Below are 23,082 nucleotides of genomic sequence, written 5' to 3' on the forward strand. Positions count from 1 at the left end.
CCGCTGACCATTTTTAGTACGAGCTGTTGATTTTTTTTGCAGTCGCTTACGAAATGGGGTTTTAGATGATAAAAGCGATTAACTTTCTGTGCTTTTATGGATTAGAATTGACAGGTTTTGTAAATCACACGCAGGCATTATAGCCGCCTGCCATTAACCAGAGGACTGCTCAGTGGCGCGAATAAACCGAATTTCGATCACGCTCTGTGCTTTGCTTTTTTCCACACTCTCTTTCACATCCCCGGCTAATGCTTCCCGGCAAACCAGGGAGACGCCTGCTGTTTCTCATGTGACGAAAACGGCAGATAAACATAAGAACGCGACGGCCAGTAAAAAAACAACCAAAACCAGTCAGAAAACCGTCAAAAAAGCCGTTAACAAAACCAGCGTAAAAACGGCCTCTTCGTCCAAAAAACGTACTGCCACGCCAGCGAAAACCACCAAAAGCGCACATCGCCGCGTCTCTTCCACAACCGCAAAAACAGCCGCCGTCACCTGGACCGAAAAATGCACGCCACGCAAAGGCCGCAAGCCCCATTGTGTGAAGGTGAAAGAGACCGCACCAACTTCGCTTGCCGATGCGCATAAGGTCAGAGTACAGAAAGCGACCAAAACGGCAATGTCCACGTTGATGAATCAGATTGGCAAACCGTATCACTGGGGCGGCACGTCGCCACGCACCGGTTTTGATTGCAGCGGTCTGGTCTGGTACGCCTATAAAGATCTGGTGAAGTTCCGTATTCCGCGTACGGCAAATGAAATGTACCACCTACGCGATGCCTCACCGATTGAGCGTGATGAACTGAAGAATGGCGATCTGGTCTTCTTCCGGACCCAGGGGCGCGGTACTGCGGATCACGTCGGCGTGTATGTCGGCAATGGCAAATTTATCCAGTCCCCCCGTTCAGGACAGGAAATTCAGATAACCTCATTAAGCGAAGATTACTGGCAACGCCACTATGTCGGCGCCCGCCGTGTCATGACGCCCAAAACCATTCGTTAATCCCTTACCCTGTTGTTTACGCAACAGGGTAAGTTCTTCTTTTGCATCACCTTTCAATTTGCTACCCTATCCTTACGTACTTTATGGCTATTGTACGTACCCATATTAATAATAAGGAGAGAAGCAATGTCGTTCGAATTACCTGCATTACCGTATGCCAAAGACGCGCTGGCACCTCACATTTCCGCTGAGACGCTGGAATACCACTACGGCAAACATCATCAAACCTATGTGACGAATCTCAATAACCTGATCAAAGGTACCGCCTTTGAAGGTAAATCACTGGAAGAGATCGTCCGCAGTTCAGAAGGTGGCGTATTCAATAACGCAGCCCAGGTCTGGAACCACACGTTCTACTGGAACTGCCTGGCCCCGAACGCAGGTGGGGAACCAACTGGTAAACTGGCTGACGCTATCGCCGCGTCCTTCGGTAGCTTTGCTGAATTCAAAGCACAGTTCACCGATGCTGCGATTAAAAACTTCGGTTCCGGCTGGACCTGGCTGGTAAAAGGGGCTGATGGCAAACTGGCTATCGTTTCTACGTCCAACGCGGGCACCCCGCTGACCACGGATGCCACCCCGCTGATGACCGTTGACGTGTGGGAACATGCTTACTACATCGACTACCGTAATGCCCGTCCTGGCTACCTGGAGCATTTCTGGGCGCTGGTAAACTGGGAATTCGTTGCGAAGAACTTCGCGGCGTAAATACGACAACGCAGAAGGGTTTCCTTCTGCGTTTTTATTTTCAACTCAATCGTTTAGTTGGCGACATATGCCGTTTCAGGCTGCCTTCTCGCTGACACAAAGACCAGCAATAACGCCAGCCCTGCCACAATGGCGCCCATCACCGGAACAAAGCTATACCCCAGACCGCCGGAAATCACCGCGCCGCCTGCCGCCGCGCCTAACGCATTCCCAAGATTAAATGCCCCGATATTCACCGACGAAGACAACCCCGGCGCTTCACTGGCGACACGCATCACGCGCATCTGCAAAGGCGGGACGACGGCAAATGTTGCCGCACCCCACACCACCATACTGAACGCAGCCCCCAGGTCATTGCGCGCCAGGAATGGAATGGCCAGCATGATAACCATCAACAGCAGTAAGAAACCTTTCAGAGTACCGTTGACGGAACGATCGGCCAGTTTGCCGCCTAAATAGTTGCCGATCGAAAAACCAACGCCGATCAGCACTAACATCGCGGTGACAAAGGCAGGCGTAGCATGGGCAATGTTTTGCAGAACGGGTGAAATATAGGTGTAGAGGGTGAACATTGCCCCCGCGCCCAGCACGATGGTGAGCAGCGCAGAAAGCACCTGTGGGCGTAACAAGACAGCCAGTTCTTTACGAACATCAGGTCGTTCCCCTGCGCCGCCTTTCGGCAGAGAGAAGAACAAACTGAGCATCGCAATCACACCCAGCCCAGCGGTCGCTAAAAACGACATCCGCCAGCCAATGGTTTCCCCAAGCCATGTGGCAGCAGGCACGCCGCCGATGTTTGCAATGGTCAGTCCCATAAACATCGTCGCCACGGCGCTGGCCTGTTTATGTTTCGGCACCACACTGGCCGCCACGACCGAACCCAGTCCGAAAAACGCGCCGTGATTAAGACTGGACAAAATGCGCGATAGCATCAGGGTGGTGTAATCCGGCGCAATGGCCGACAGGACGTTGCCCAGCGTAAAAATAGCCATCAGAAAAATCAGCGCATTACGACGAGCACGGTGTGAAAGCAGCAGGGTCATCAACGGCGCGCCCACCATCACGCCCACCGCATAAGCGCTGATGAGCATCCCGGCGGCGGGAATAGAAACATTTACGCCATGCGCAATGACGGGCAACAGCCCCATCGGAGAGAATTCCGTGGTCCCAATACCAAATGCGCCAATCGCAAGCGCCAGTAAGGGGTAATTGATTTTCATACGTCGACTCCGCTGAACCGTGCCGCGAAGCGACACCCGATAAGAGCCAAAAGCATGACATCAATCACAAAAATGATAAAGTTAACAGAATGGCAAAAGACTTTTGCTGATTTAGTAACAATGAAGGGGTAACGAGATGAGGGAGAGCACGCTCCCTCACGGTAAATCAGTGCAGTGCGGCGGTCAGACCACCCGCTACGATCAGGCCCAGAACAATAATAGTGGTTACTAACGAAAACTTCAGATCGGTGCTCATCAAATTTGCTCCTTTTTATTCCCACACAAAAAGTGATATTGCGCATTTTTACACACTTGGATGTAAAAATCTCCCAGGATTTATATTGATAACCACTTTTAACTCTTCCCCTTTTCGTCAAGATCAGACAAAATTCCACGCTTACTTGATTAGCGTACCGGCCATTGACCCCCTCCTGACGTTTCGTGTCGTTTTCCCGGCGTGCCGCAACCCTGATGTTGCGATAAGGGTGTGTAAAGGCAAACGTTTACCTACAGTATTTTCAGGAGTTTGGATATGGTCTGGAGTGAAATGTAATGGCAACAATTAAAGATGTAGCGAAGCGAGCAAACGTTTCCACTACAACCGTATCACATGTAATTAACAAAACGCGTTTTGTCGCAGAAGAGACACGCAATGCTGTCTGGGCAGCAATCAAAGAATTGCACTACTCCCCGAGTGCCGTCGCCCGCAGCCTGAAGGTGAATCACACCAAATCTATCGGCCTGCTGGCAACCAGCAGTGAAGCCGCCTATTTTGCTGAGATTATTGAAGCCGTTGAGAAAAACTGCTTCCAGAAAGGCTACACTCTGATCCTTGGCAATGCCTGGAATAATCTTGAAAAACAACGGGCCTACCTTTCCATGATGGCACAAAAGCGTGTGGATGGTCTGCTGGTTATGTGTTCGGAATATCCAGAGTCTCTGCTCTCCATGCTTGAAGAGTATCGCCATATTCCCATGGTGGTTATGGATTGGGGCGAAGCGAAAGCTGACTTTACCGATACGGTCATTGATAACGCGTTCGAAGGCGGTTATATGGCCGGTCGTTATCTGGTGGAGCGCGGTCATCGTGAAATCGGCGTCATTCCTGGCCCGATGGAGCGTAACACGGGTGCTGGCCGCCTGGCGGGCTTTATGAAGGCGATGGACGAAGCACTGATAAAAGTCCCGGAAAACTGGATTGTGCAGGGCGATTTTGAACCTGAGTCTGGTTATCGTGCAATGCAGCAAATCCTCTCTCAGACCCATCGCCCTACTGCGGTATTCTGCGGTGGCGACATCATGGCAATGGGGGCGCTCTGCGCTGCTGACGAAATGGGTTTGCGCGTACCGCAGGATATTTCGGTGATCGGTTATGACAATGTGCGTAACGCGCGCTATTTCACACCCGCACTGACCACCATTCACCAGCCGAAAGACTCACTGGGCGAAACGGCCTTTAATATGTTGTTAGACCGTATCGTCAACAAGCGTGAAGAGTCGCAGTCTATTGAAGTCCACCCGCGACTGATTGAACGTCGTTCGGTTGCGGATGGTCCGTTCCGCGACTATCGTCGTTAAGCTTCCCCAGCGGGAACCTCTTCAGGTTCTCGCAACCACTCTTTATTCAGCGTTTCACTGTCGCCTAAATACTCCAGCAGCCAGGCTAATGCGGGCGACGTGTCATTTTGCTGCCAGGTCAGGCAACATGCTGCATCCGGGAACGGATTCTCCAGGGTTAACGCGACCCATTTGCCGCTGTCGATCCACGGTTTTGCAAAATGCGTAGGCACCATACCGACACATAATCCGGCGGAAAGACAGGTCGCTGACGACTCCCAATCCGGCACAATCACCCGTTTTTGGTTATCCAGCAGCCAGGTAATACGTTTCGGCAGCGTCCGAGACGTATCTTCACGGACCAGCGATGGCCAGTTGCGCAACGTATCATCACTCAAGGGTCCGGGCATCGCCGCCAGGGGATGATGACTTGCCACCACGCAGCTCCAGCTCAACATTCCCATATCGCGAAAGGTATAGCGCCCGCCGACGGGGATCGCCTGCGTCGCACCGATAGCCAGTTCCACGCGTCCGTCGGAAAGCGCATCCCAGACGCCGTTGAACACCTCCTGAGAAACGACCAGCTCAACATCATCAAAATGGCGGTAGAAATCGACAATCATCTGCCGGGTGCGTTCTGGCCGCACAATATTGTCTACCGCGATAGGCAGTTGCCCTCGCCAGCCGTTCGCAATCTGTTGGCACTGCTGGCGGGTGATCTGCATTTTTTTGATAACAGAGCGGCCTTCTTTTAAAAACCAGGCACCGGCGGGCGTCAATTCCACATCCCGGTGGCGTCGTTCAAACAGGGGAACCGCCAGCCACTCTTCCAGTTGACGTACGGTGTAGCTGACGGCCGAGGGCACGCGATGCAGTTCCTGGGCGGCGGAACTGAAGCTGCCATTGCGCGCGACAGCATCAACAACTTCAAGGGAATATTCTGACCACATATTCTGCCTACAAAAAATTTGAATTCAGTAGACAAATATTAGCGTTTCACAACAGGAATTTCACTCCCTACACTCTGCGGCAATGTCTTACTGATAAAAAAAGAGAATGTATTATGCAACCGGGAAAAGGGTTTTTAGTCTGGCTGGCGGGTCTCAGCGTACTGGGTTTTCTGGCAACAGATATGTACTTACCTGCATTTGCTGCCATTCAGGCCGATTTGCAGACACCTGCCTCTGCCGTCAGCGCCAGTCTGAGCCTGTTCTTAGCCGGGTTCGCCATCGCCCAGCTCGCCTGGGGTCCGCTATCCGATCGTTACGGTCGTAAGCCCATACTATTGCTCGGTTTGTCGATCTTCGCCCTCGGAAGTCTGGGTATGCTGTGGGTAGAAAGTGCAACAGGCTTGCTGGTTCTGCGCTTTATCCAGGCCATTGGCGTGTGTGCTGCTGCTGTTGTCTGGCAGGCACTGGTGACGGATTACTACCCGTCGCAAAAAGTTAACCGTATTTTTGCCACCATCATGCCGTTGGTCGGGTTGTCGCCTGCGCTTGCGCCATTGTTAGGCAGTTGGATCCTCGCGCATTTTTCCTGGCAGGCCATTTTCGCCACGCTGTTTGTGATTACGCTGATCCTGATGCTGCCCGCCCTGCGTTTAAAACCCACCGCAAAAGCACGTGACGATAGTCAGGATAAACTGACGTTCACTACCCTGCTGCGTTCGAAAGCCTATCGTGGGAACGTGCTGATTTACGCAGCCTGTTCCGCCAGCTTCTTTGCATGGTTAACCGGTTCGCCGTTCATCCTTAGTGAAATGGGTTATAGCCCCGCAGTGATTGGTCTCAGTTATGTTCCGCAAACCATCGCCTTCCTGATCGGTGGGTACGGTTGCCGCGCAGCGTTACAAAAATGGCAGGGGCAACAGCTGTTACCCTGGTTATTGGTCATCTTCGCATTGAGCGTCGTCGCGACCTGGGCGACCAGTTTTATTAGCCATGTATCGCTGACCGAAATTCTGATCCCCTTCTGTGTCATGGCTATCGCCAACGGCGCGATCTACCCTATTGTTGTGGCTCAGGCATTGCGCCCATTCCCACAAGCCACCGGGCGTGCCGCAGCATTGCAGAATTCACTGCAGTTGGGTCTCTGTTTCCTGGCCAGTCTGGTCGTCTCCTGGTTAATCAGCACACCGTTGCTGACCACCACCAGCGTCATGTTATCGACCGTTGCGCTCGCAGGATTGGGGTATTGGATGCAGTCGCAGGCGAGCGAGTCCACGCATCACACCGCGCACTCTGAGATGGCACACAACGATTCGTACTAAAAATAGCGATAATAGCCACTGATTAGCTCGCTAACATTTTTGGGTTGTTTCACCGATTATTGAGGCCTATACTCATTTTCGGTTGTTACATAAATACGATAAATATTACGTTCTAACGGGAGCCGGAGCGCTCCCGTTTAGCCAGGGAATGGTCTTTTCGGCAAGGGTTCTCCCTTCCTCTGTTCTACGTCGGATTATAGGCTCGCGGACTTTTTCCGTGAGATTTCTCACAAAGCCAAAAAGCGTCTACGCTGTTTTAAGGTTCTGATCACCGACCAGTGATGGAGAAACTATGAGTTCATCGTGTATAGAAGAAGTCAGTGTACCGGATGATGACTGGTACCGTATCACCAACGAATTACTGAGCCGCGCGGGCGTTGCTATCAACGGTCCTGCCCCGGCTGATATTCAAATCAAAAACCCCGATTTTTTCAAACGCGTATTGCAGGAAGGATCGCTGGGTTTAGGTGAAAGTTACATGGATGGCTGGTGGGAGTGCGAACGACTGGATATTTTCTTCAATAAAGTTCTGCGCGCAGGCCTCGAAAATCAACTCCCTCACCATTTTAAAGATACACTCCGCATCGCAGGCGCACGCCTGTTCAACCTGCAAAGTAAAAAACGCGCCTGGATAGTCGGCAAAGAGCATTACGATCTTGGTAATGATCTTTTCAGCCGGATGCTTGACCCGTATATGCAATATTCCTGCGCCTACTGGAAAGAAGCCGATACTCTGGAGTCTGCCCAGCAGGCGAAGCTAAAAATGATTTGTGAAAAATTGCAGCTTAAACCGGGTATGCGCGTGCTGGATATCGGCTGCGGTTGGGGCGGATTATCACAATATATGGCGGCCAATTATGCAGTCAGCGTGGTGGGAGTGACCATTTCTGCAGAGCAGCAGAAAATGGCGCAACAACGCTGCGAAGGTTTGGATGTCACCATTCTGCTGCAGGATTATCGCGACTTACAGGATCAGTTCGATCGTATTGTTTCGGTAGGGATGTTTGAACATGTCGGCCCCAAAAACTACGACACCTACTTTGAGGTGGTTGACCGTAATTTAAAATCTGACGGCCTGTTTCTGCTTCATACCATCGGCTCTAAAAAGACCGACAACAATGTCGACCCATGGATCAATAAATATATCTTCCCGAACGGTTGCCTACCTTCCGTACGCCAGATAGCCAACGCCAGCGAACCGCATTTTGTGATGGAGGACTGGCACAATTTTGGCGCCGATTATGATACAACGCTGATGTCGTGGTATTCGCGCTTTATCAATGCCTGGCCTGAAATCGCAGAGAACTACAGCGAGCGTTTTAAGCGGATGTTTAGCTACTATTTGAATGCCTGCGCTGGCGCATTTCGCGCCCGAGATATTCAACTCTGGCAGGTCGTTTTTTCGCGCGGTGTTGAACACGGTCTGCGCGTTCCCCGCTAACAGAGCAGCCCCCGAAATTCTGCGGGGGCCACTTTCATCTTTTAGGCGTCATTCGCCAGCTTATTTACGGCGCTGTCCCGGGCCGCTAATACGCGCTCAACCGTATCGATAACCGCCTGGGTTTGCGGGTCAATTTCGATATTCACGCGAGCGCCCAGCTTTTTCTTGCCAAGCGTAGTGCGTTCAAGCGTTTCTGGAATAAGGTGAACACAAAAACGCGTTGCGGTAACTTCTCCCACGGTCAGGCTGATGCCATCGATGCCGATATATCCTTTGTACAGAATATATTTCATCAACTGCGGATCCTGAACTTTGAACCAAATCTGACGATTATTTTCTGAGGTCAGAATTTTTGAGATCTCGGCAGTGGTCATAATATGGCCCGACATTAAATGCCCACCAATCTCATCACTGAATTTGGCGGCGCGTTCAACATTAATCAGATCGCCGACGTTCAGCTCACCTAAATTAGTAATGCGTAAGGTCTCTTTCATCAAATCAAAACTGATCTGATTGCCCTTGATTTCGGTCACGGTCAGACAGCAACCGTTGTGCGCCACCGACGCCCCCGTCTCCAGCCCATCCAGCATGTATTCAGGTAATTCCACTACATGAGTGCGAAAATTCGGTTTTTCATCAATAGACACCAGTCTGGCGGTGCCCTGCACAATACCCGTAAACATACCTGCAACTCCTGAAATCAGTTTGAATATCTCTGCCCAGCACAATAGCAGGTGAAAATTCAGGTTGCCAGCAAAGTGCCGCTCACTCCTGTTTTTTCACTGGAGAATTACACATTCCCCGCTACAATAGACTGCAAATTCCCCTGCATCTTCTTCTTGCTGCCAATCAAGGCGGCTTTTCTGGTCTCTCAAATAACAACAAAAAACAAGGTGTATACGTGCAAAAGTATATCAGTGAAGCGCGTCAGTTATTAGCTCTGGCAATACCGGTGATTCTCGCGCAAATCGCCCAAACCGCGATGGGATTTGTTGATACCGTGATGGCCGGTGGATACAGCGCCACAGACATGGCGGCTGTCGCCATTGGCACATCCATTTGGTTACCGGCCATTCTGTTCGGTCACGGTCTGCTGCTGGCAATGACCCCCGTTATCGCGCAGTTAAACGGTTCCGGACGCCGTGAGCGGATCGCCCATCAGGTGCGCCAGGGATTCTGGCTGGCGGGGAGTGTCTCCGTCCTCATCATGGTCGTGCTGTGGAACGCCGGGTATATCATCCGCTCCATGCATAATATTGATCCGGCGTTGGCCGATAAAGCCGTCGGTTATCTGCGGGCCCTGCTCTGGGGAGCGCCGGGCTATCTGTTTTTCCAGGTAGCGCGTAACCAGTGCGAGGGATTGGCCAAAACCAAGCCCGGCATGGTCATGGGCTTCCTCGGACTACTGGTCAACATTCCGGTTAACTACATCTTCATTTACGGCCATTTTGGCATGCCGGAACTGGGCGGCGTCGGCTGTGGTGTTGCTACTGCGGCAGTGTACTGGGTGATGTTCATCGCGATGGTTTCCTACATCAGGCGCGCGCGTTCGATGCGCGATATTCGCAATGAGCCAGGATTCAGTAAACCTGACACCGCCGTCGTGAAACGGTTGGTCCAGTTGGGTCTCCCGATCGCGTTAGCCTTATTCTTCGAAGTTACCCTCTTTGCCGTAGTGGCATTGTTGGTATCGCCGCTGGGTATCGTCGACGTTGCGGGTCACCAGATTGCTCTCAATTTCAGTTCGTTGATGTTTGTACTGCCAATGTCGTTGGCGGCGGCGGTGACGATTCGGGTGGGGTATCGTCTGGGTCAGGGATCAACACTGGATGCGCAGACCGCAGCCAGAACCGGTTTAGGCGTCGGTGTCTGCATGGCCATGATGACGGCAATTTTCACGGTAACATTGCGAGAGCATATCGCCCTGCTCTACAACGATAATCCAGCAGTCGTTGCGCTGGCGGCACAGTTAATGCTGCTGGCAGCGATTTATCAGATCTCCGACTCCATTCAGGTCATCGGCAGCGGTGTTTTACGTGGCTATAAAGACACGCGATCCATCTTTTTTATCACCTTCACCGCCTATTGGGTGTTGGGTTTACCGAGCGGGTATATCCTGGCGTTAACCGACCTGGTCGTTGACCGTATGGGACCTGCTGGCTTCTGGATTGGCTTTATTATCGGTCTGACCTCCGCAGCCATTCTTATGATGCTGCGTATGCGATATCTGCAACGCCAACCTTCTACGGTTATTTTGCAACGCGCTGCGCGATAAATACGCAACCCCCACCTAAAAGCCAAAAAAAAACCGAACACACATTGTGTGTTCGGTATCCAACAGATGAATAAATGTACTACTGCGTAAGCAGAATATCACGCAAGTGCATATCCATTCCTCTCATTGTAGATTTAATAAATAAATTAAAAACTCATATTTGAGTCACAAAACTAACGATGAAAAGAGCCGCACAGGTCTACGGCTCGATAATTATAACGATTTTAATATTTAAAACAAATACACAAATTATATGTGAAACATAATTTCATTCGTCGCATGAATGTATATTTCCATTAGTTACGATTGTATTAACTGATAACACATAATAAATAGTTAGGATTTGCTGAACTATTAAGATTCAGCTTAGGATATTATTGATTCAATGAATCGCAATTAGTTCCATCTTCTAAAAATAATTTTGGTATTCGAGGGATAAAATGAAAAGAAAGGTATTGGCTATCGTCATTCCAGCCCTGATGGCGGCTGGTGCAGCTCACGCTGCTGAAGTTTATAACAAAGACGGTAACAAGTTAGATCTCTATGGCAAAGTCGATGGTTTGCATTATTTCTCTGATGATACAGCTTCTGATGGTGACATGAGCTATATCCGTCTGGGCTTCAAAGGTGAAACTCAGATTACTGATCAACTGACCGGCTACGGTCAGTGGGAATACAACGTGCAAGCCAACACCACTGAAAGCGACCACGGTAATTCATGGACCCGTCTGGCGTTCGCGGGTCTGAAGTTCGGTGACTACGGTTCATTCGACTACGGTCGTAACTACGGCGTTCTCTACGACGTTGAAGGTTGGACCGATATGCTGCCAGAATTCGGTGGCGACTCCTACACCAAAGCTGACAACTTCATGACCGGTCGTGCTAATGGCGTAGCGACTTACCGTAACAACAACTTCTTCGGGATGGTTGATGGTCTGAGCTTTGCCCTGCAGTACCAGGGTGCGAATGAAAACCAGGTTACTGACGAAGCATACTTTGACGGTATGACTCAGGAAGGTACGGGCAATGGCAGCGACCGTAATGTGAAAAATTCCAACGGCGACGGGTTCGGTATCTCCTCTACGTATGATCTGGGTATGGGCGTCAGCTTCGGTGCTGCATATACCTCTTCCGATCGTACTAATGAGCAGGTTAACCATTCAACCGCCGGTGGCGATAAAGCAGATGCGTGGACGGCTGGCCTGAAATATGATGCGAACAACATCTATCTGGCAACCATGTATTCTGAAACCCGCAATATGACTCCGTATGGTGGTCGTTTTGATAATACCATCGCCAATAAAACGCAGAACTTTGAAGTAACTGCGCAATATCAGTTCGACTTCGGTTTACGCCCGGCAGTTTCTTTCCTGATGTCTAAAGGTAAAGACCTGGTCGGCGTGGACAACGACAAAGATCTGGTGAAATATGCTGATATTGGCGCGACATACTACTTCAACAAAAATATGTCCACCTACGTTGATTACAAAATCAACCTGCTGGATGAAGACGACAGCTTCTATTCACGGAACGACATCGCGACTGATGACGTCGTCGCTTTAGGCCTGGTTTACCAGTTCTAATATTTGCCCTGTATAAAGTAGCCCACTCTGCAACAGGTGGGCTTTTTTCTTATATTCTCCTGGCTACGGACAAATATCCGTTCCCCCTTTCTTTGGCTTAATATTCGCCACATACAAATAAATCACCGTGACTCCACAATTTTTGTGTGCATTTAGAGGGCATACCTCTTTAGAATCTTGCCCGGCTCTATGACTTGTTTAAGACATAGATTTACTTACTGAAAACAAACTCTTTCCGGCATTTCAGGTGCTGAATGAGGCAAGAGGCTTAAAATATGTTCACCACGCTCGCCTATGTTGCGCTTTTTTTGATCTGTTCATGGGGTGTATTTAAAATAGATCAGAAGAGTCAATCCCTTTCCCGCGCTGTCTTCATTGCTATTTTTTTGGGTGCCGCCATCGGCATATCTCTCCATTTTATGGCAACCGACAACAGCAAAACCATTATGGAATGGTATAGCATTATCGGAAATGGTTATGTCAATTTATTAAAACTCGTCGCAATTCCACTTATTTTCATATCCATTCTTTCTGCAATTAACAAACTCGAAAACAATGCCGGTATCGGTAAGATGTCGTTGACCATCGTTGCCTGCATGCTGTGCCTGGTGATGATCGCCGGATTCGTGGGGCTGCTTACAGCGCACACCATTGGACTGGATGCCAGCGCCTTTGGACAGATGCAATCAACGCTGACAGCCGAGGATGTCAACAAAACGGCCGCTGTATCATTACCTCAGTTAGTGACATCGTTAATCCCCACCAATATATTTCTCGACCTTACCGGGGCAAGAAGCGTTTCCGTCATTGGTATCGTCATTTTTACTCTTCTGGCTGGCATCGCGCTGTTAAAAGTCAAAAAAGACGCCCCCGAAGAAGGTAAAAAATTAAGCGCGGGTATTAATGCCATACAGATTTGGGTAATGAAGATGGTGCGTATCGTCATTGCGCTGACGCCTTATGGGGTGATGGCATTAATGGCAAACGTATTTTCATCATATCAGCTTTCACAATTTACCAGCCTGCTGGGGTTTATTGCCGCTTGTTATCTGGCGGTGGCAATGATGTTTATCGTGCACGCCATTTTGCTGGTGCTGAGTGGTAAAAATCCCATTCACTACTTTAAAACCGTTTGGCCCGTGCTCACCTTTGCCTTTGTCTCACGCAGTAGCGCAGCGTCAATTCCTCTGGCGATATCTGCACAGGAAAAATATGGCGTACCGAATACGATTGCCAATATTGCGGCATCTTTCGGCTCCAGCATGGGGCAGAACGGGTGTGCGGGTATTTATCCTGCCATTATGGTGGCGATGATTGCACCAACAATGGGTGTCGATCCGTTATCTCTTCATTTCCTGGCAACCCTGCTTCCCGCGATCGCGTTGGGATCGATTGGCGTCGCGGGTGTGGGTGGGGGTGGGACATTTGCATCACTGATCGTTCTTTCGACGCTGAACTTCCCGGTGGCGCTGGTCGGTATCTTTATTGCGATAGAACCTGTCGTTGATATGGCAAGGACTGCGCTCAATGTGAATGGCTCAATGATGTCTGGTGTTCTGGCAACCCGATTGCTGAGTGAAAAAGGTCAGGAACAACAAGACAGTGCAACAATGAATTAACCTGTATTCAGGGTTTTCTCAAGCCTATCTGTTTCCTCAGCGTTTGCCCCTTTCCCCCGGGAGCACACGCTGAGGGTTCACACCTCAACCCCATTTATCTGATAATTCACCTGCCCCATGATGCCCTCAGCGTACAGTCTGAGTGAAAAACACGCTGCAATATCAACAAAATATAAGCAACTTGTTTAAATACTCTGCGATCGAGTGAATTCAGAAAGAAAAATACCATTTCCCTCTTGCCTCATCCTGACTCTGCCGCTAATATTCGTCCCCGTTGTCACCTACAACGTTGCGTTCATAGCTCAGTTGGTTAGAGCACCACCTTGACATGGTGGGGGTCGTTGGTTCGAGTCCAATTGAACGCACCATTTTGCGTCCGTAGCTCAGTTGGTTAGAGCACCACCTTGACATGGTGGGGGTCGGTGGTTCGAGTCCACTCGGACGCACCATTTCACAGCTTTGTGACCTGGTGCCTCGCTATTCTCATCGAATTTTTCTCAATATTATCAATACTTAGTTTTTATCTTACTCGCGGTCAATAAAGCATTTTTCTGCTCTCAATTCCGTAGCCGTCCATTGCCTTCCACTTGCAGCCACAACGTTTTGGTTCATCTTAGATTAGCCCCATCGATCACCAGACACTTCGTCGCGCTGAAACGTGAGGCAATCCTGGCAAAAAATCGATGTTCTATACTTAAAGAAGTGTCCCAGCAGCTGTTAAATCCCCGATGCCTTACGCCCATCCTGAGAAAATGTTTCTGAACTGATTTCGCAACTGCTCCCGCGCGTTAACGTCGCATCAGAGCAACTTCGATGAAAATGAATATCAGGGCGTGGTTCAGCCGTTTCCGTTTCTTACCGACTGTACCTGAGCAACAGGCGCTCCAGAGCAACGAACTGCCAGGCGAAAATAGTCTCAGAGCCGAGCTGTTTTCGACACCGCAGATGGCGCGTTTCGGACAAAAACTGGCGCGTTCCCATAAATTGTCTCCTGACCGGTTGCCTTACTCTCTTCTCAAACGACTGAGCGATAATGAGGCCGTCATTACGCAAAACTGCTATGTGCTCAATGCCGGAAAAAAGGCGAGCATTATGCCCGCTGGCGAGTGGCTGCTGGACAATTACTACCTCATTGAGGAGCAGATCCGTATCGTTCGCCAGCACCTGCCGAAAAACTTCGGTAAAGGGCTACCGGCGCTGGCGTCGCCGCACCCGTGTCCACGCATTTACGATATCGCGACCGAGGCCATCGCACACGGAGACGGACGCTGGGACACCGCCAGTCTGACCAGTTATATCACCGCTTATCAGCAAGTGGCGCCGCTCACGTTAGGCGAGATATGGGCTTTACCTGGTATGCTGCGACTGGCCCTGATTGAAAATCTACGCCGCGTCAGCATAGAGGTGGTAGAAGCCCAGCAGGAACGCAATCTGGCCGACACCTGGGTTACGCGAATTGTCGAGTGCGCCGAGAATACCCCCGCAGACCTGATCATGGTGATTGCCGATCTGGCGCGCTCCCGCCCTCCGCTGAGCAGTGCATTTGTGGCCGAACTGGTTCGCCGCCTACAGGGGCGCGGCAATGTGCTGGCGCTGCCGCTGACCTGGATTGAGCAACGTCTTGCTGAGCAGGGCGTCACCGCCGATGCCCTCATTCATCGTTTCAACCAGCAGCTTGCCGCCAGCCAGCTTTCAGTAAGCAACAGTATCACCGGTTTGCGTTTACTGAGTGAAACCAACTGGGCCGATTTCGCTGAAGCCATGAGCGTGGTGGAACAGACGTTACGTCAGGACCCTGCCGGTATCTATCCCCTGATGCACTTTGATACCCGCGACCATTACCGCCATGTGATTGAAATTCTGGCCCGGGGCAGCCGCTTCAGCGAACCCGACGTCGCCCGACGCGTGCTCACGCTCTCCAGAGAATCCCCCCCTGACACACCGGGACGCCATATTGGCTATTTTTTGATGGGTGAAGGCCGGAAGCGTCTGGAAATACAGCTGTCAGCCGACACCTCGCGGTTCATCCGCCTGCGGCACAGTTTCAACCAGATCCCCCTGCTCTCCTGGCTTGGCAGCCTGAGCCTGTTGACGATGGCGGCGACAACCGAAATAGTGCACGAAACGGCGCTGTCGGGGATGGGCTGGTTGCTGATACCGCTGGCGATACCGCTGATTGTGGCGATCAGCCAACTGGCAAGCGATCTGCTGAGTGAGGCGACCACCCGTTTTCGCTCACCGCGACCGCTACCGCGAATGGATTTTTCTGCCGGTATCCCGCAGGGTTCCGCGACCATGGTGGTGATCCCCTGTCTGCTGAACGATCGCGAAAGTATCAGCAAACTCATTACCCGTCTTGAGGTTTGCTGGCTTGGTAATCAGAGCGAACATCTCTGTTTCGCCCTGTTGACCGATTTCATTGATTCAGCGAATGAAAACTCGCCGGAAAACAGCGAACTGCTCGATCAGGCTCTCTCACAGATGCAGGATCTTAACCGGCGCTATCCGGCCAGCCGTCCCCGCTTTTATCTGCTCCATCGGGCACCTGAATGGAACCCACCCCAGGGCGTATGGATGGGTTATGAACGCAAACGGGGCAAACTGGCGTTGCTCAACAGCTGGTTGCGTCATCCTGACACACAGTTTTCCAGCGTGGCCGGGCTGCCTGCTGATCTGTTACCGGAGGCGATCCGGTATGTGATTACGCTGGACAGTGATACGGTGCTGCCCCGTGATACCGCGCATAAGCTGGTCGCGACAATGGCGCATCCGCTGAACCGGCCGGAATATGACCCCGCACGCCAGCGGGTGGTCAAAGGATATGGAATTTTACAGCCAGGGCTGGCGGAAGAGATGCCGCGTAACGGACAGGGTCACTATGCCGCCATGTGCAGCAGCGTTCCGGGCAACAACCCGTACTCGATGATGTCTTCCGATATCTATCAGGATCTCTTCGGAGAGGGGTCGTTTGTCGGGAAAGGAATTTACGATGTCGATATCTTTGTTCAGGCCACAAAAAATACCTGCCCTGAAAATCTGGTCCTCAGCCATGACTTACTGGAAGGGTGTTATGCCCGTTCAGGTCTGCTGAGCGAGGTCTTACTTTACGAACAATACCCGAATAACTACCTTACCGACGTTGCACGAAGAACCCGCTGGATCCGCGGGGACTGGCAGTTGCTTAACTGGCTTAAACTCCGCGTCAGAAAGGCGGATGGAACTCACGATAAAAACCCGTTATCCGCGCTTTCTTACTGGAAATTATTCGATAATCTGCGGCGCAGCCTGGTGGCGCCTTCGTTGCTGGCGCTTCTGTTTTGCACGCTGGTGTGGGTACCCAATCCATTTTACTGGCTGGGCGTCCTGGCGCTGGTATGGCTGCTACCCACGGCGATGGCCGTCACCCACGATCTCATCAGGAAACCCGCCCGCCGCCCTGTGGGACAACATCTGCTGCTGGTTGCGACCGGCGCACTGAAGCGGCTTTCCCGCATCGGGCTGAACATTGTCACCTTACCGCATGAAGCCGGGTACTCTTTATACGCCATTGCCGTGACGCTGTGGCGGCTGGGGTTCAGTCAACGCAACCTCAGTCAGTGGGCCAGCTTCAGCCCGGACAGCGATCGGACGAAGACATCCCCCGTGCGCTTTTACCGGGCGATGTGGATGAATGTGGTCAGCGGTGTGGCGTTAACGGTGCTGACTGCGCAGGTTGCGCCGGGGTTCTCAGCGATGGCGTTGCCGGTCAGTATCATGTGGTGCCTGGCGCCACTGCTGCTGAGCTGGATGAGTCGCCCGCCAGTACGTAACGCATTTTCGCCCAATAAAGAGCAGAAACAGCTGTTACGGCAGACGAGCCGTGAGATCTGGGCCTTTTTTGAAACCTTCACGACGGAAAATGAGAACTGGCTTACGCCTGACAACTATCAGGAAATACCGCAGCCGGTGGTCGCCCACCGAACCTCGCCCACTAACATTGGTCTGTCGCTGATGGCCAACCTGACCGCATGGGATTTGGGCTATTTGCCCATCGGGGAGATGTTGCAGCGCATCACGCTCACCCTCGACGCGATGGATAAAATGGAGCACTTCCGCGGTCATTTGTATAACTGGTATGACACCCGCACCCTTGCGCCCCTCAACCCCCGTTATGTTTCAAGCGTCGACAGCGGCAATATGGCAGGCCATTTACTGACGCTACGCGAAGGGTTGTCTGCCCTGCGCAATCAGCCGGTCTTAAACAGCGAACAGGTACTGGCCGGACTGGACGACACGCTGAGCATCCTGGAAAAACACTGGGGGCAGAACGCGCCAACCGGGCTGCGACTGCTGCGAAAACATTGTCACAGCGCCTTCTCGTTGCCTCCGGCGCTGTTGTTTACCGAACTCAAAAAAATGCGCACTCAAAGCAACCATCTGACGGCGTTGTGTCATCACGAAGACCATCTTGTGCTGCGCTGGACTGAACACTTACAACATCAACTGGTCCTGATCTGCCACGAATGGACGCATTTGCTGGGCTGGTTAACGCCAGAGTATGACGCGCAGGCCCTGCCGTCACTGAACTGGCTTGCTCAGGCAACATTTACCGGCGAAGGAACACCTCCGGCATCGACGATCGCGCTGGCACGCATGCGACTGAATATCATCACCGAGCTGGAACAGCGGCTGAATGAGCATGCACGCATGGATTTCACCTTCCTGTACAGCAACGTGACCAGCCTGCTCAGCATTGGCTACAACTGCGACAGTAATACGCTGGATAAGAGTCACTATGACCTGTTGCCCTCCGAAATTCGCCTGACCAGCTTTCTCGCCATCGCAACCAACCAGTTGCCGCTCAAAAGCTGGTACGCCCTGGGGCGGCTGTTCACCACCATTGAGAAAGAGACTGCGCTGATGTCCTGGAGCGGCTCAATGTTTGAATATCTGATGCCCAATCTGGTGATGCCCACCTGTCCCGGCAGCCTGCTTGACGACATGAACCAGTCGGCGGTGATGCGCCAGATTCACTGGGGAAAAGAGCGCGGGGTGCCGTGGGGCGTTTCAGAGTCTGGCTACCACGCGTTTGATGTTCAACACAATTATCAGTATCAGGCATTTGGCGTTCCTGGCCTGGGTCTTCGCCGGGGGCTGGCCGACGATATGGTGGTCGCCCCTTACGCCACGCTACTGGCACTGATGGTTTCACCACTGAAAGCCTGTGAGAACCTGGCAAGGCTGGAGAAAACCGGCGCTCGCGGCGAATACGGCTTTTATGAAGCGCTGGACTATACGCCGTCACGCCTGGCAACCGGACAGCTGTATGCCGTGGTGCAGTCATGGATGGCGCACCATCAGGGCATGGCCTTTCAGGCTCTGGCTCACGTGTTGCTTAACGCCCCGATGGCCGACAGATTCATGTCGAGTACGGCGTTTCAGTCGGCGAGCCTGCTGTTGCAGGAGCGGGTGCCGGATGCAGTCGATCTCTACAGCCCGCGCCGCCATTTTGAATCTCATGAAGGGAGAGTCAAACCGGTTCGCTACGAACCCCGCATTTTCACCCGGGTAGACAGCCTGGTTCCTGAAGTGCAGCTGTTGTCCAATAGCCATTACCATCTGATGATGACGCCTGGCGGCGGTGGTTACAGCCGCTGGAACGATATCGCCCTCACCCGCTGGCACAGCGATACCACCCGCGATAACTGGGGGGCATTCTGCTATATCAGCGATACGCAAACGGGTGAAGTCTGGAGCAATACCTGGCAACCCACGGCAGATAACAACTGTCACGATGAAGTGATATTTACCGATGCGGGCGCGGAATTCAGACGCACGCTCGGCGCGATCAGCGTCAAAACGCAGATTGTGGTCTCGCCGGAAGATGATATTGAACTGCGGCGGGTAACGCTGCTGCATCATGGCCGTCACCCGCGTCTCCTGGAACTGACGACCTACGCGGAAGTGGTGCTGGCGCCTGCGGCCAGCGATCTGGCGCATCCGGCATTCAGCAATTTATTTATCCAGACTGAGCTTATCCCCGCCCAGAATGCCATCCTCTGTCACCGACGTCCTCGCTCTCCGGATGAACCAAATCCCTGGCTGTTTCACATGATGGTGGTGCATGGCGACACGCGGAAGAACGTCTCGTTTGAAACCGACAGAGCGAAATTTCTCGGTCGCGGCAGAAGCCCGGCAGAGGCTCTGACGGTCAGACAACACGGGCCGCTCAGCAACACGGCGGGATCCGTGCTGGATCCGGTACTGGCGATACGCCACGCCGTCACCCTGCAACCCGGACAGCCGGTGATTATTGATATCCTGTATGGTCTCAGTGAAAGCCGTCAGCAAAGCCTGGCGCTACTGGAAAAATATCGCGATCACCCCATTGCCGATCGCGTCTTCGAACTGGCCTGGTCGCACAGTCTGGTGGTATTACGGCAGATTAATGCCAATGAAGACGATGCCGCGCTGTTTAACCGCCTCGCCAGCGCGATCCTTTACCCCTGCCAGGAACTGCGTGCCGACAGCCAGACAATCAGCCGTAACCGGCGCGGGCAATCGGGTCTGTGGGGCTGGGCGATTTCTGGCGATCTGCCCATTGTGCTTCTCAGTATCACCAGCGAGGAGAGCATGCCCTCCGTTACCACGCTGATTCAGGCGCACCGCTACTGGCGGCTAAAAGGGCTGGTGGCGGATTTAGTGATTCTGAATGACAGTCCAGGAGGTTATCAGCAGGCGCTGCAAAACCAGATTATGGATCTGATTTATGCCGGTTCTGAAGCCAGTCAACTGGATAAATCCGGCGGGATTTTTGTCCGTAATGGCGAGCATCTTTCCGCCGAAGACAAGCTGCTTTTGCTGAGTGTGGCGCACCTGTATCTGGATGACCGCGCAGGCGGGCTGAATGAACAGCTTGATCAGCGTATTCATCTCCCTAAAACATCGGTGCGGCCTTTTATTCCGCACGTTGGGCCGGGGATAAACCAGCATCTCCCCTGGACACCGGATACCGCTCAGCTGTTCCATTTCAACGGTCTTGGCGGTTTTTCTCAGGATGGTCGTGAATATCAGATTGTGCTCAGGGAAAACGAACCGACTCCCGCCCCGTGGTCAAACGTGCTGGCAAATGCCGGTTTCGGCAGCGTATTGTCGGAAGCAGGACAAGCCTATAGCTGGTATATGAATGCCCATGAATACCGGTTAACGCCGTGGGAAAATGACCCGGTCAGTGACCGCAGCGGCGAAGCCTTCTATTTGCGTGATGAAGAGAGCGGCGTGTGCTGGTCGCCGACCACGCTGCCGGTACGCGGCGAGGGGGATTATCTTACCCGCCACGGTTTCGGCTACAGCGTGTTCTCTCATCGTGAGTGCGGCATCGACAGCGAACTGACGGTGCTGGTTGCTGAACAGGCTTCGGTTAAACTGGCAATTCTGACGCTCAGTAACAATTCCGGGCGCACGCGCAGACTATCAGTTACGGGCTATGTGGAATGGACACTGGGTGAATCCCGGGCACGTTCCGCGCTGCATGTTGTCACCCATGCCGCAAGCGTTGCCGGTGGATGCGCCGTGATGGCCAATAACTTTTATGGCGCCAGCGGTGCCGGACGCACCGCATTTTTTGCTGTTACCGGCGTGCATTGCTCGCTGACGGGCGATCGCCGTGAGTTTCTCGGTCGTCAGGGTTCACTGCAAAAACCGGCGGCATTAAGCCTGCGCAGACTGTCTGATAAAACAGGCGCCGGTCTTGACCCCTGCGGCGCAGTGCAGTCTGCGACCACACTTATCGATGGCGATCAACGGACGTTTATTTTTGTGCTCGGCGTTGGCGAAGATCAGGCTCAGGCCCAGGCAACGCTCACCCGCTATCTCAACGAAGAGGCCGCGCGCGAAGAGCTGAACAAGGTTCATCGCTACTGGCACCACATGCTCGATAAAATGGTGATCAACACGCCGGACAGTACCGTTAATTTACTGGTGAACGGCTGGCTGCTGTACCAGACGATGGCCTGTCGCCTGATGGCGCGCAGCGGCTACTATCAGTCCGGCGGCGCATTTGGTTTTCGCGATCAATTGCAGGATACGCTGGCGTTGAGCCACACCGCGCCGCAACGGCTGCGCGAGCAGATTGTCCTCTGTGCGTCACGGCAGTTCACTGAAGGCGATGTCCAGCACTGGTGGCACCCGCCTCAGGGCAGTGGCGTGCGCACACGTTGTTCGGACGACTATCTCTGGCTGCCGCTGGCCGTCTGTCACTATGTGGCAACAACCGGAGATGCAGAGGTACTGGAACAGCTCATACCTTATCTGGAAGGTCGCCTGCTCCAGCCGGGCGAAGAGTCCGTTTACGACACGCCGGTAACCAGCGCCATCGAAGAGACGCTCTGGTTGCACTGCGTGAAAGCCATTCGGCATGGGCTACAGTTTGGGCAGCATGGCCTGCCGCTCATCGGGGCGGGCGACTGGAATGACGGGATGAACCGGGTCGGCATTGAAGGTAAAGGTGAAAGCGTCTGGCTGGGGTTCTTCCTGTATGACATTTTACTGCGCTTTGCCGATCTTGCCGAACAGCGTCAGGACGCCAGTATTGCTTTGCTGTGTCGCACGCAGGCCGTGCAATTACAGAAAAACCTCGATGCCTCTGGCTGGGACGGTGAATGGTACCGACGCGGATATTTTGATGGCGGCGAACCTCTTGGTTCCAGGCTTTCGCAGGATTGTCAGATTGATGCCATCGCGCAAAGCTGGTCCGTACTCTCCGGTGCCGGAAGTCCGGAACGCAGCGCCCGGGCCATGCAGTCGCTGGATGAACGTCTGGTAGACCGCGATGCTGGCCTGATCAAACTGCTGGCGCCACCGTTCGATGGTCACGGACCGAATCCGGGTTACATTCAGGGATATCTGCCTGGCGTGCGGGAAAACGGTGGGCAGTATACGCATGGCGCAATCTGGGCAATCATGGCGTTTGCCCGGATGGGCAAAACCGCACGCGCCTGGCAGTTGTGGTCGATGATCAATCCGATAAACCATGCGCGAAATGCCAGCGAAGTAGAAATATATAAAGCGGAGCCTTACGTCATGAGTGCGGATGTTTACAGCGTCGCGCCGCATACCGGACGTGCCGGCTGGAGTTGGTATACCGGATCTTCTGGCTGGGCATACCGACTGCTGACTGAGGAACTACTGGGAATTAAACGTTACGCAGACACCTTCACTGTTCACGCTCAGTTGCCTGATGAATGGCCGTCACTCAGCCTGACGTATCAGCATGGCCACAGCGGGTATCACATCACCATTTCGCGCGGCAGCGAGGAATATCGGGTCACACTGGATAGCAACACACTGCCAGATGATAAAATCCCGCTGTTGGATGACGGGCAAAACCATACGGTTGATATCCTGCAAAAGTGAGGCCGTCGTAAAAT

The 23,082-nt window shown here is 52.6% G+C and carries 13 protein-coding genes and 2 tRNA genes; 11 read left to right on the plus strand and 4 right to left on the minus strand.

Features of this window, described 5'->3' with window-relative positions:
• The first annotated feature begins 172 nt into the window (after positions 1 to 172).
• Together JM656_RS11785 and sodB are read left to right on the plus strand one after the other, a co-directional pair.
• Positions 173 to 1,003, plus strand: a complete 831-nt coding sequence (locus tag JM656_RS11785) for a C40 family peptidase (protein WP_203357956.1) — start codon at positions 173 to 175, stop codon at positions 1,001 to 1,003.
• Positions 1,004 to 1,129: 126 nt separating this feature from the next.
• Positions 1,130 to 1,711, plus strand: coding sequence for a superoxide dismutase [Fe] (sodB, locus tag JM656_RS11790; RefSeq protein ID WP_203357957.1), 582 nt, complete (start codon positions 1,130 to 1,132; stop codon positions 1,709 to 1,711).
• A 53-nt stretch (positions 1,712 to 1,764) separates the two neighbouring features.
• On the opposite strand, the gene JM656_RS11795 is transcribed toward sodB, so the two are convergent.
• Together JM656_RS11795 and cydH are read right to left on the minus strand one after the other, a co-directional pair.
• On the minus strand, positions 1,765 to 2,931 hold the full coding sequence (locus JM656_RS11795; protein ID WP_203357958.1) for an MFS transporter: 1,167 nt from the start codon (positions 2,929 to 2,931) through the stop codon (positions 1,765 to 1,767).
• Between the two features lie 166 nt (positions 2,932 to 3,097).
• Positions 3,098 to 3,187 (minus strand): cytochrome bd-I accessory subunit CydH, encoded by a 90-nt coding sequence (gene cydH, locus JM656_RS11800; RefSeq protein WP_003029209.1) that lies wholly within the window; start codon positions 3,185 to 3,187, stop codon positions 3,098 to 3,100.
• 296 nt (positions 3,188 to 3,483) lie between these two features.
• Here cydH and purR point away from each other — a divergent pair, with 296 nt between their 5' ends.
• On the plus strand, positions 3,484 to 4,509 hold the full coding sequence (gene purR, locus JM656_RS11805) for an HTH-type transcriptional repressor PurR (RefSeq protein WP_203357959.1): 1,026 nt from the start codon (positions 3,484 to 3,486) through the stop codon (positions 4,507 to 4,509).
• Here purR and punR read toward each other — a convergent pair.
• Complete coding sequence (punR, locus tag JM656_RS11810; RefSeq protein WP_203357960.1) at positions 4,506 to 5,438, minus strand: DNA-binding transcriptional activator PunR; 933 nt, start codon at positions 5,436 to 5,438, stop codon at positions 4,506 to 4,508. The genes purR and punR overlap by 4 nt on opposite strands.
• A 113-nt stretch (positions 5,439 to 5,551) precedes the next feature.
• Between punR and punC the strand changes: the two genes are divergently transcribed.
• Positions 5,552 to 6,757 (plus strand): purine nucleoside transporter PunC, encoded by a 1,206-nt coding sequence (punC, locus tag JM656_RS11815; RefSeq protein WP_203357961.1) that lies wholly within the window; start codon positions 5,552 to 5,554, stop codon positions 6,755 to 6,757.
• 292 nt (positions 6,758 to 7,049) lie between these two features.
• Positions 7,050 to 8,198: a cyclopropane fatty acyl phospholipid synthase gene (gene cfa, locus JM656_RS11820; RefSeq protein WP_203357962.1), complete on the plus strand. Its 1,149-nt coding sequence runs from the start codon at positions 7,050 to 7,052 to the stop codon at positions 8,196 to 8,198.
• A 41-nt stretch (positions 8,199 to 8,239) separates the two neighbouring features.
• On the opposite strand, the gene JM656_RS11825 is transcribed toward cfa, so the two are convergent.
• On the minus strand, positions 8,240 to 8,881 hold the full coding sequence (locus tag JM656_RS11825; protein WP_203357963.1) for a riboflavin synthase subunit alpha: 642 nt from the start codon (positions 8,879 to 8,881) through the stop codon (positions 8,240 to 8,242).
• Between the two features lie 218 nt (positions 8,882 to 9,099).
• On the opposite strand from JM656_RS11825, the gene mdtK reads away from it, so the two are divergent.
• From mdtK to JM656_RS11855, 6 genes are all read left to right on the plus strand, one after another.
• Entirely contained in the window at positions 9,100 to 10,473 is a 1,374-nt protein-coding gene (gene mdtK / locus JM656_RS11830; RefSeq protein ID WP_203357964.1) for an MdtK family multidrug efflux MATE transporter, read from the plus strand.
• Between the two features lie 440 nt (positions 10,474 to 10,913).
• Positions 10,914 to 12,056, plus strand: a complete 1,143-nt coding sequence (ompC, locus tag JM656_RS11835; RefSeq protein WP_203357965.1) for a porin OmpC — start codon at positions 10,914 to 10,916, stop codon at positions 12,054 to 12,056.
• 275 nt (positions 12,057 to 12,331) lie between these two features.
• Positions 12,332 to 13,675: a cation:dicarboxylate symporter family transporter gene (locus tag JM656_RS11840; protein ID WP_203357966.1), complete on the plus strand. Its 1,344-nt coding sequence runs from the start codon at positions 12,332 to 12,334 to the stop codon at positions 13,673 to 13,675.
• A gap of 291 nt (positions 13,676 to 13,966) precedes the next feature.
• Positions 13,967 to 14,043 (plus strand) — tRNA-Val (locus tag JM656_RS11845).
• Between the two features lie 4 nt (positions 14,044 to 14,047).
• A tRNA-Val gene (locus tag JM656_RS11850) sits at positions 14,048 to 14,124 on the plus strand.
• 364 nt (positions 14,125 to 14,488) lie between these two features.
• Positions 14,489 to 23,068, plus strand: a complete 8,580-nt coding sequence (locus JM656_RS11855) for a glycoside hydrolase family 94 protein (protein WP_203357967.1) — start codon at positions 14,489 to 14,491, stop codon at positions 23,066 to 23,068.
• Positions 23,069 to 23,082: the final 14 nt, after the last annotated feature.

Origin of the sequence: Citrobacter sp. R56, from assembly GCF_016811995.1 — a bacterium.
GTDB lineage: Bacteria > Pseudomonadota > Gammaproteobacteria > Enterobacterales > Enterobacteriaceae > Citrobacter_D > Citrobacter_D enshiensis.

Excerpts from the sequence above, each read along its gene's own strand:
- sodB (WP_203357957.1), top strand. The coding sequence starts at position 1,130 with ATGTCGTTCGAATTACCTGCATTACCGTATGCCAAAGACGCGCTGGCA.
- punR (WP_203357960.1), bottom strand. The coding sequence starts at position 5,438 with ATGTGGTCAGAATATTCCCTTGAAGTTGTTGATGCTGTCGCGCGCAAT.
- JM656_RS11855 (WP_203357967.1), top strand. The coding sequence starts at position 14,489 with ATGAAAATGAATATCAGGGCGTGGTTCAGCCGTTTCCGTTTCTTACCG.
- cfa (WP_203357962.1), top strand. The coding sequence starts at position 7,050 with ATGAGTTCATCGTGTATAGAAGAAGTCAGTGTACCGGATGATGACTGG.
- purR (WP_203357959.1), top strand. The coding sequence starts at position 3,484 with ATGGCAACAATTAAAGATGTAGCGAAGCGAGCAAACGTTTCCACTACA.
- JM656_RS11840 (WP_203357966.1), top strand. The coding sequence starts at position 12,332 with ATGTTCACCACGCTCGCCTATGTTGCGCTTTTTTTGATCTGTTCATGG.
- ompC (WP_203357965.1), top strand. The coding sequence starts at position 10,914 with ATGAAAAGAAAGGTATTGGCTATCGTCATTCCAGCCCTGATGGCGGCT.
- JM656_RS11825 (WP_203357963.1), bottom strand. The coding sequence starts at position 8,881 with ATGTTTACGGGTATTGTGCAGGGCACCGCCAGACTGGTGTCTATTGAT.
- JM656_RS11795 (WP_203357958.1), bottom strand. The coding sequence starts at position 2,931 with ATGAAAATCAATTACCCCTTACTGGCGCTTGCGATTGGCGCATTTGGT.
- punC (WP_203357961.1), top strand. The coding sequence starts at position 5,552 with ATGCAACCGGGAAAAGGGTTTTTAGTCTGGCTGGCGGGTCTCAGCGTA.
- cydH (WP_003029209.1), bottom strand. The coding sequence starts at position 3,187 with ATGAGCACCGATCTGAAGTTTTCGTTAGTAACCACTATTATTGTTCTG.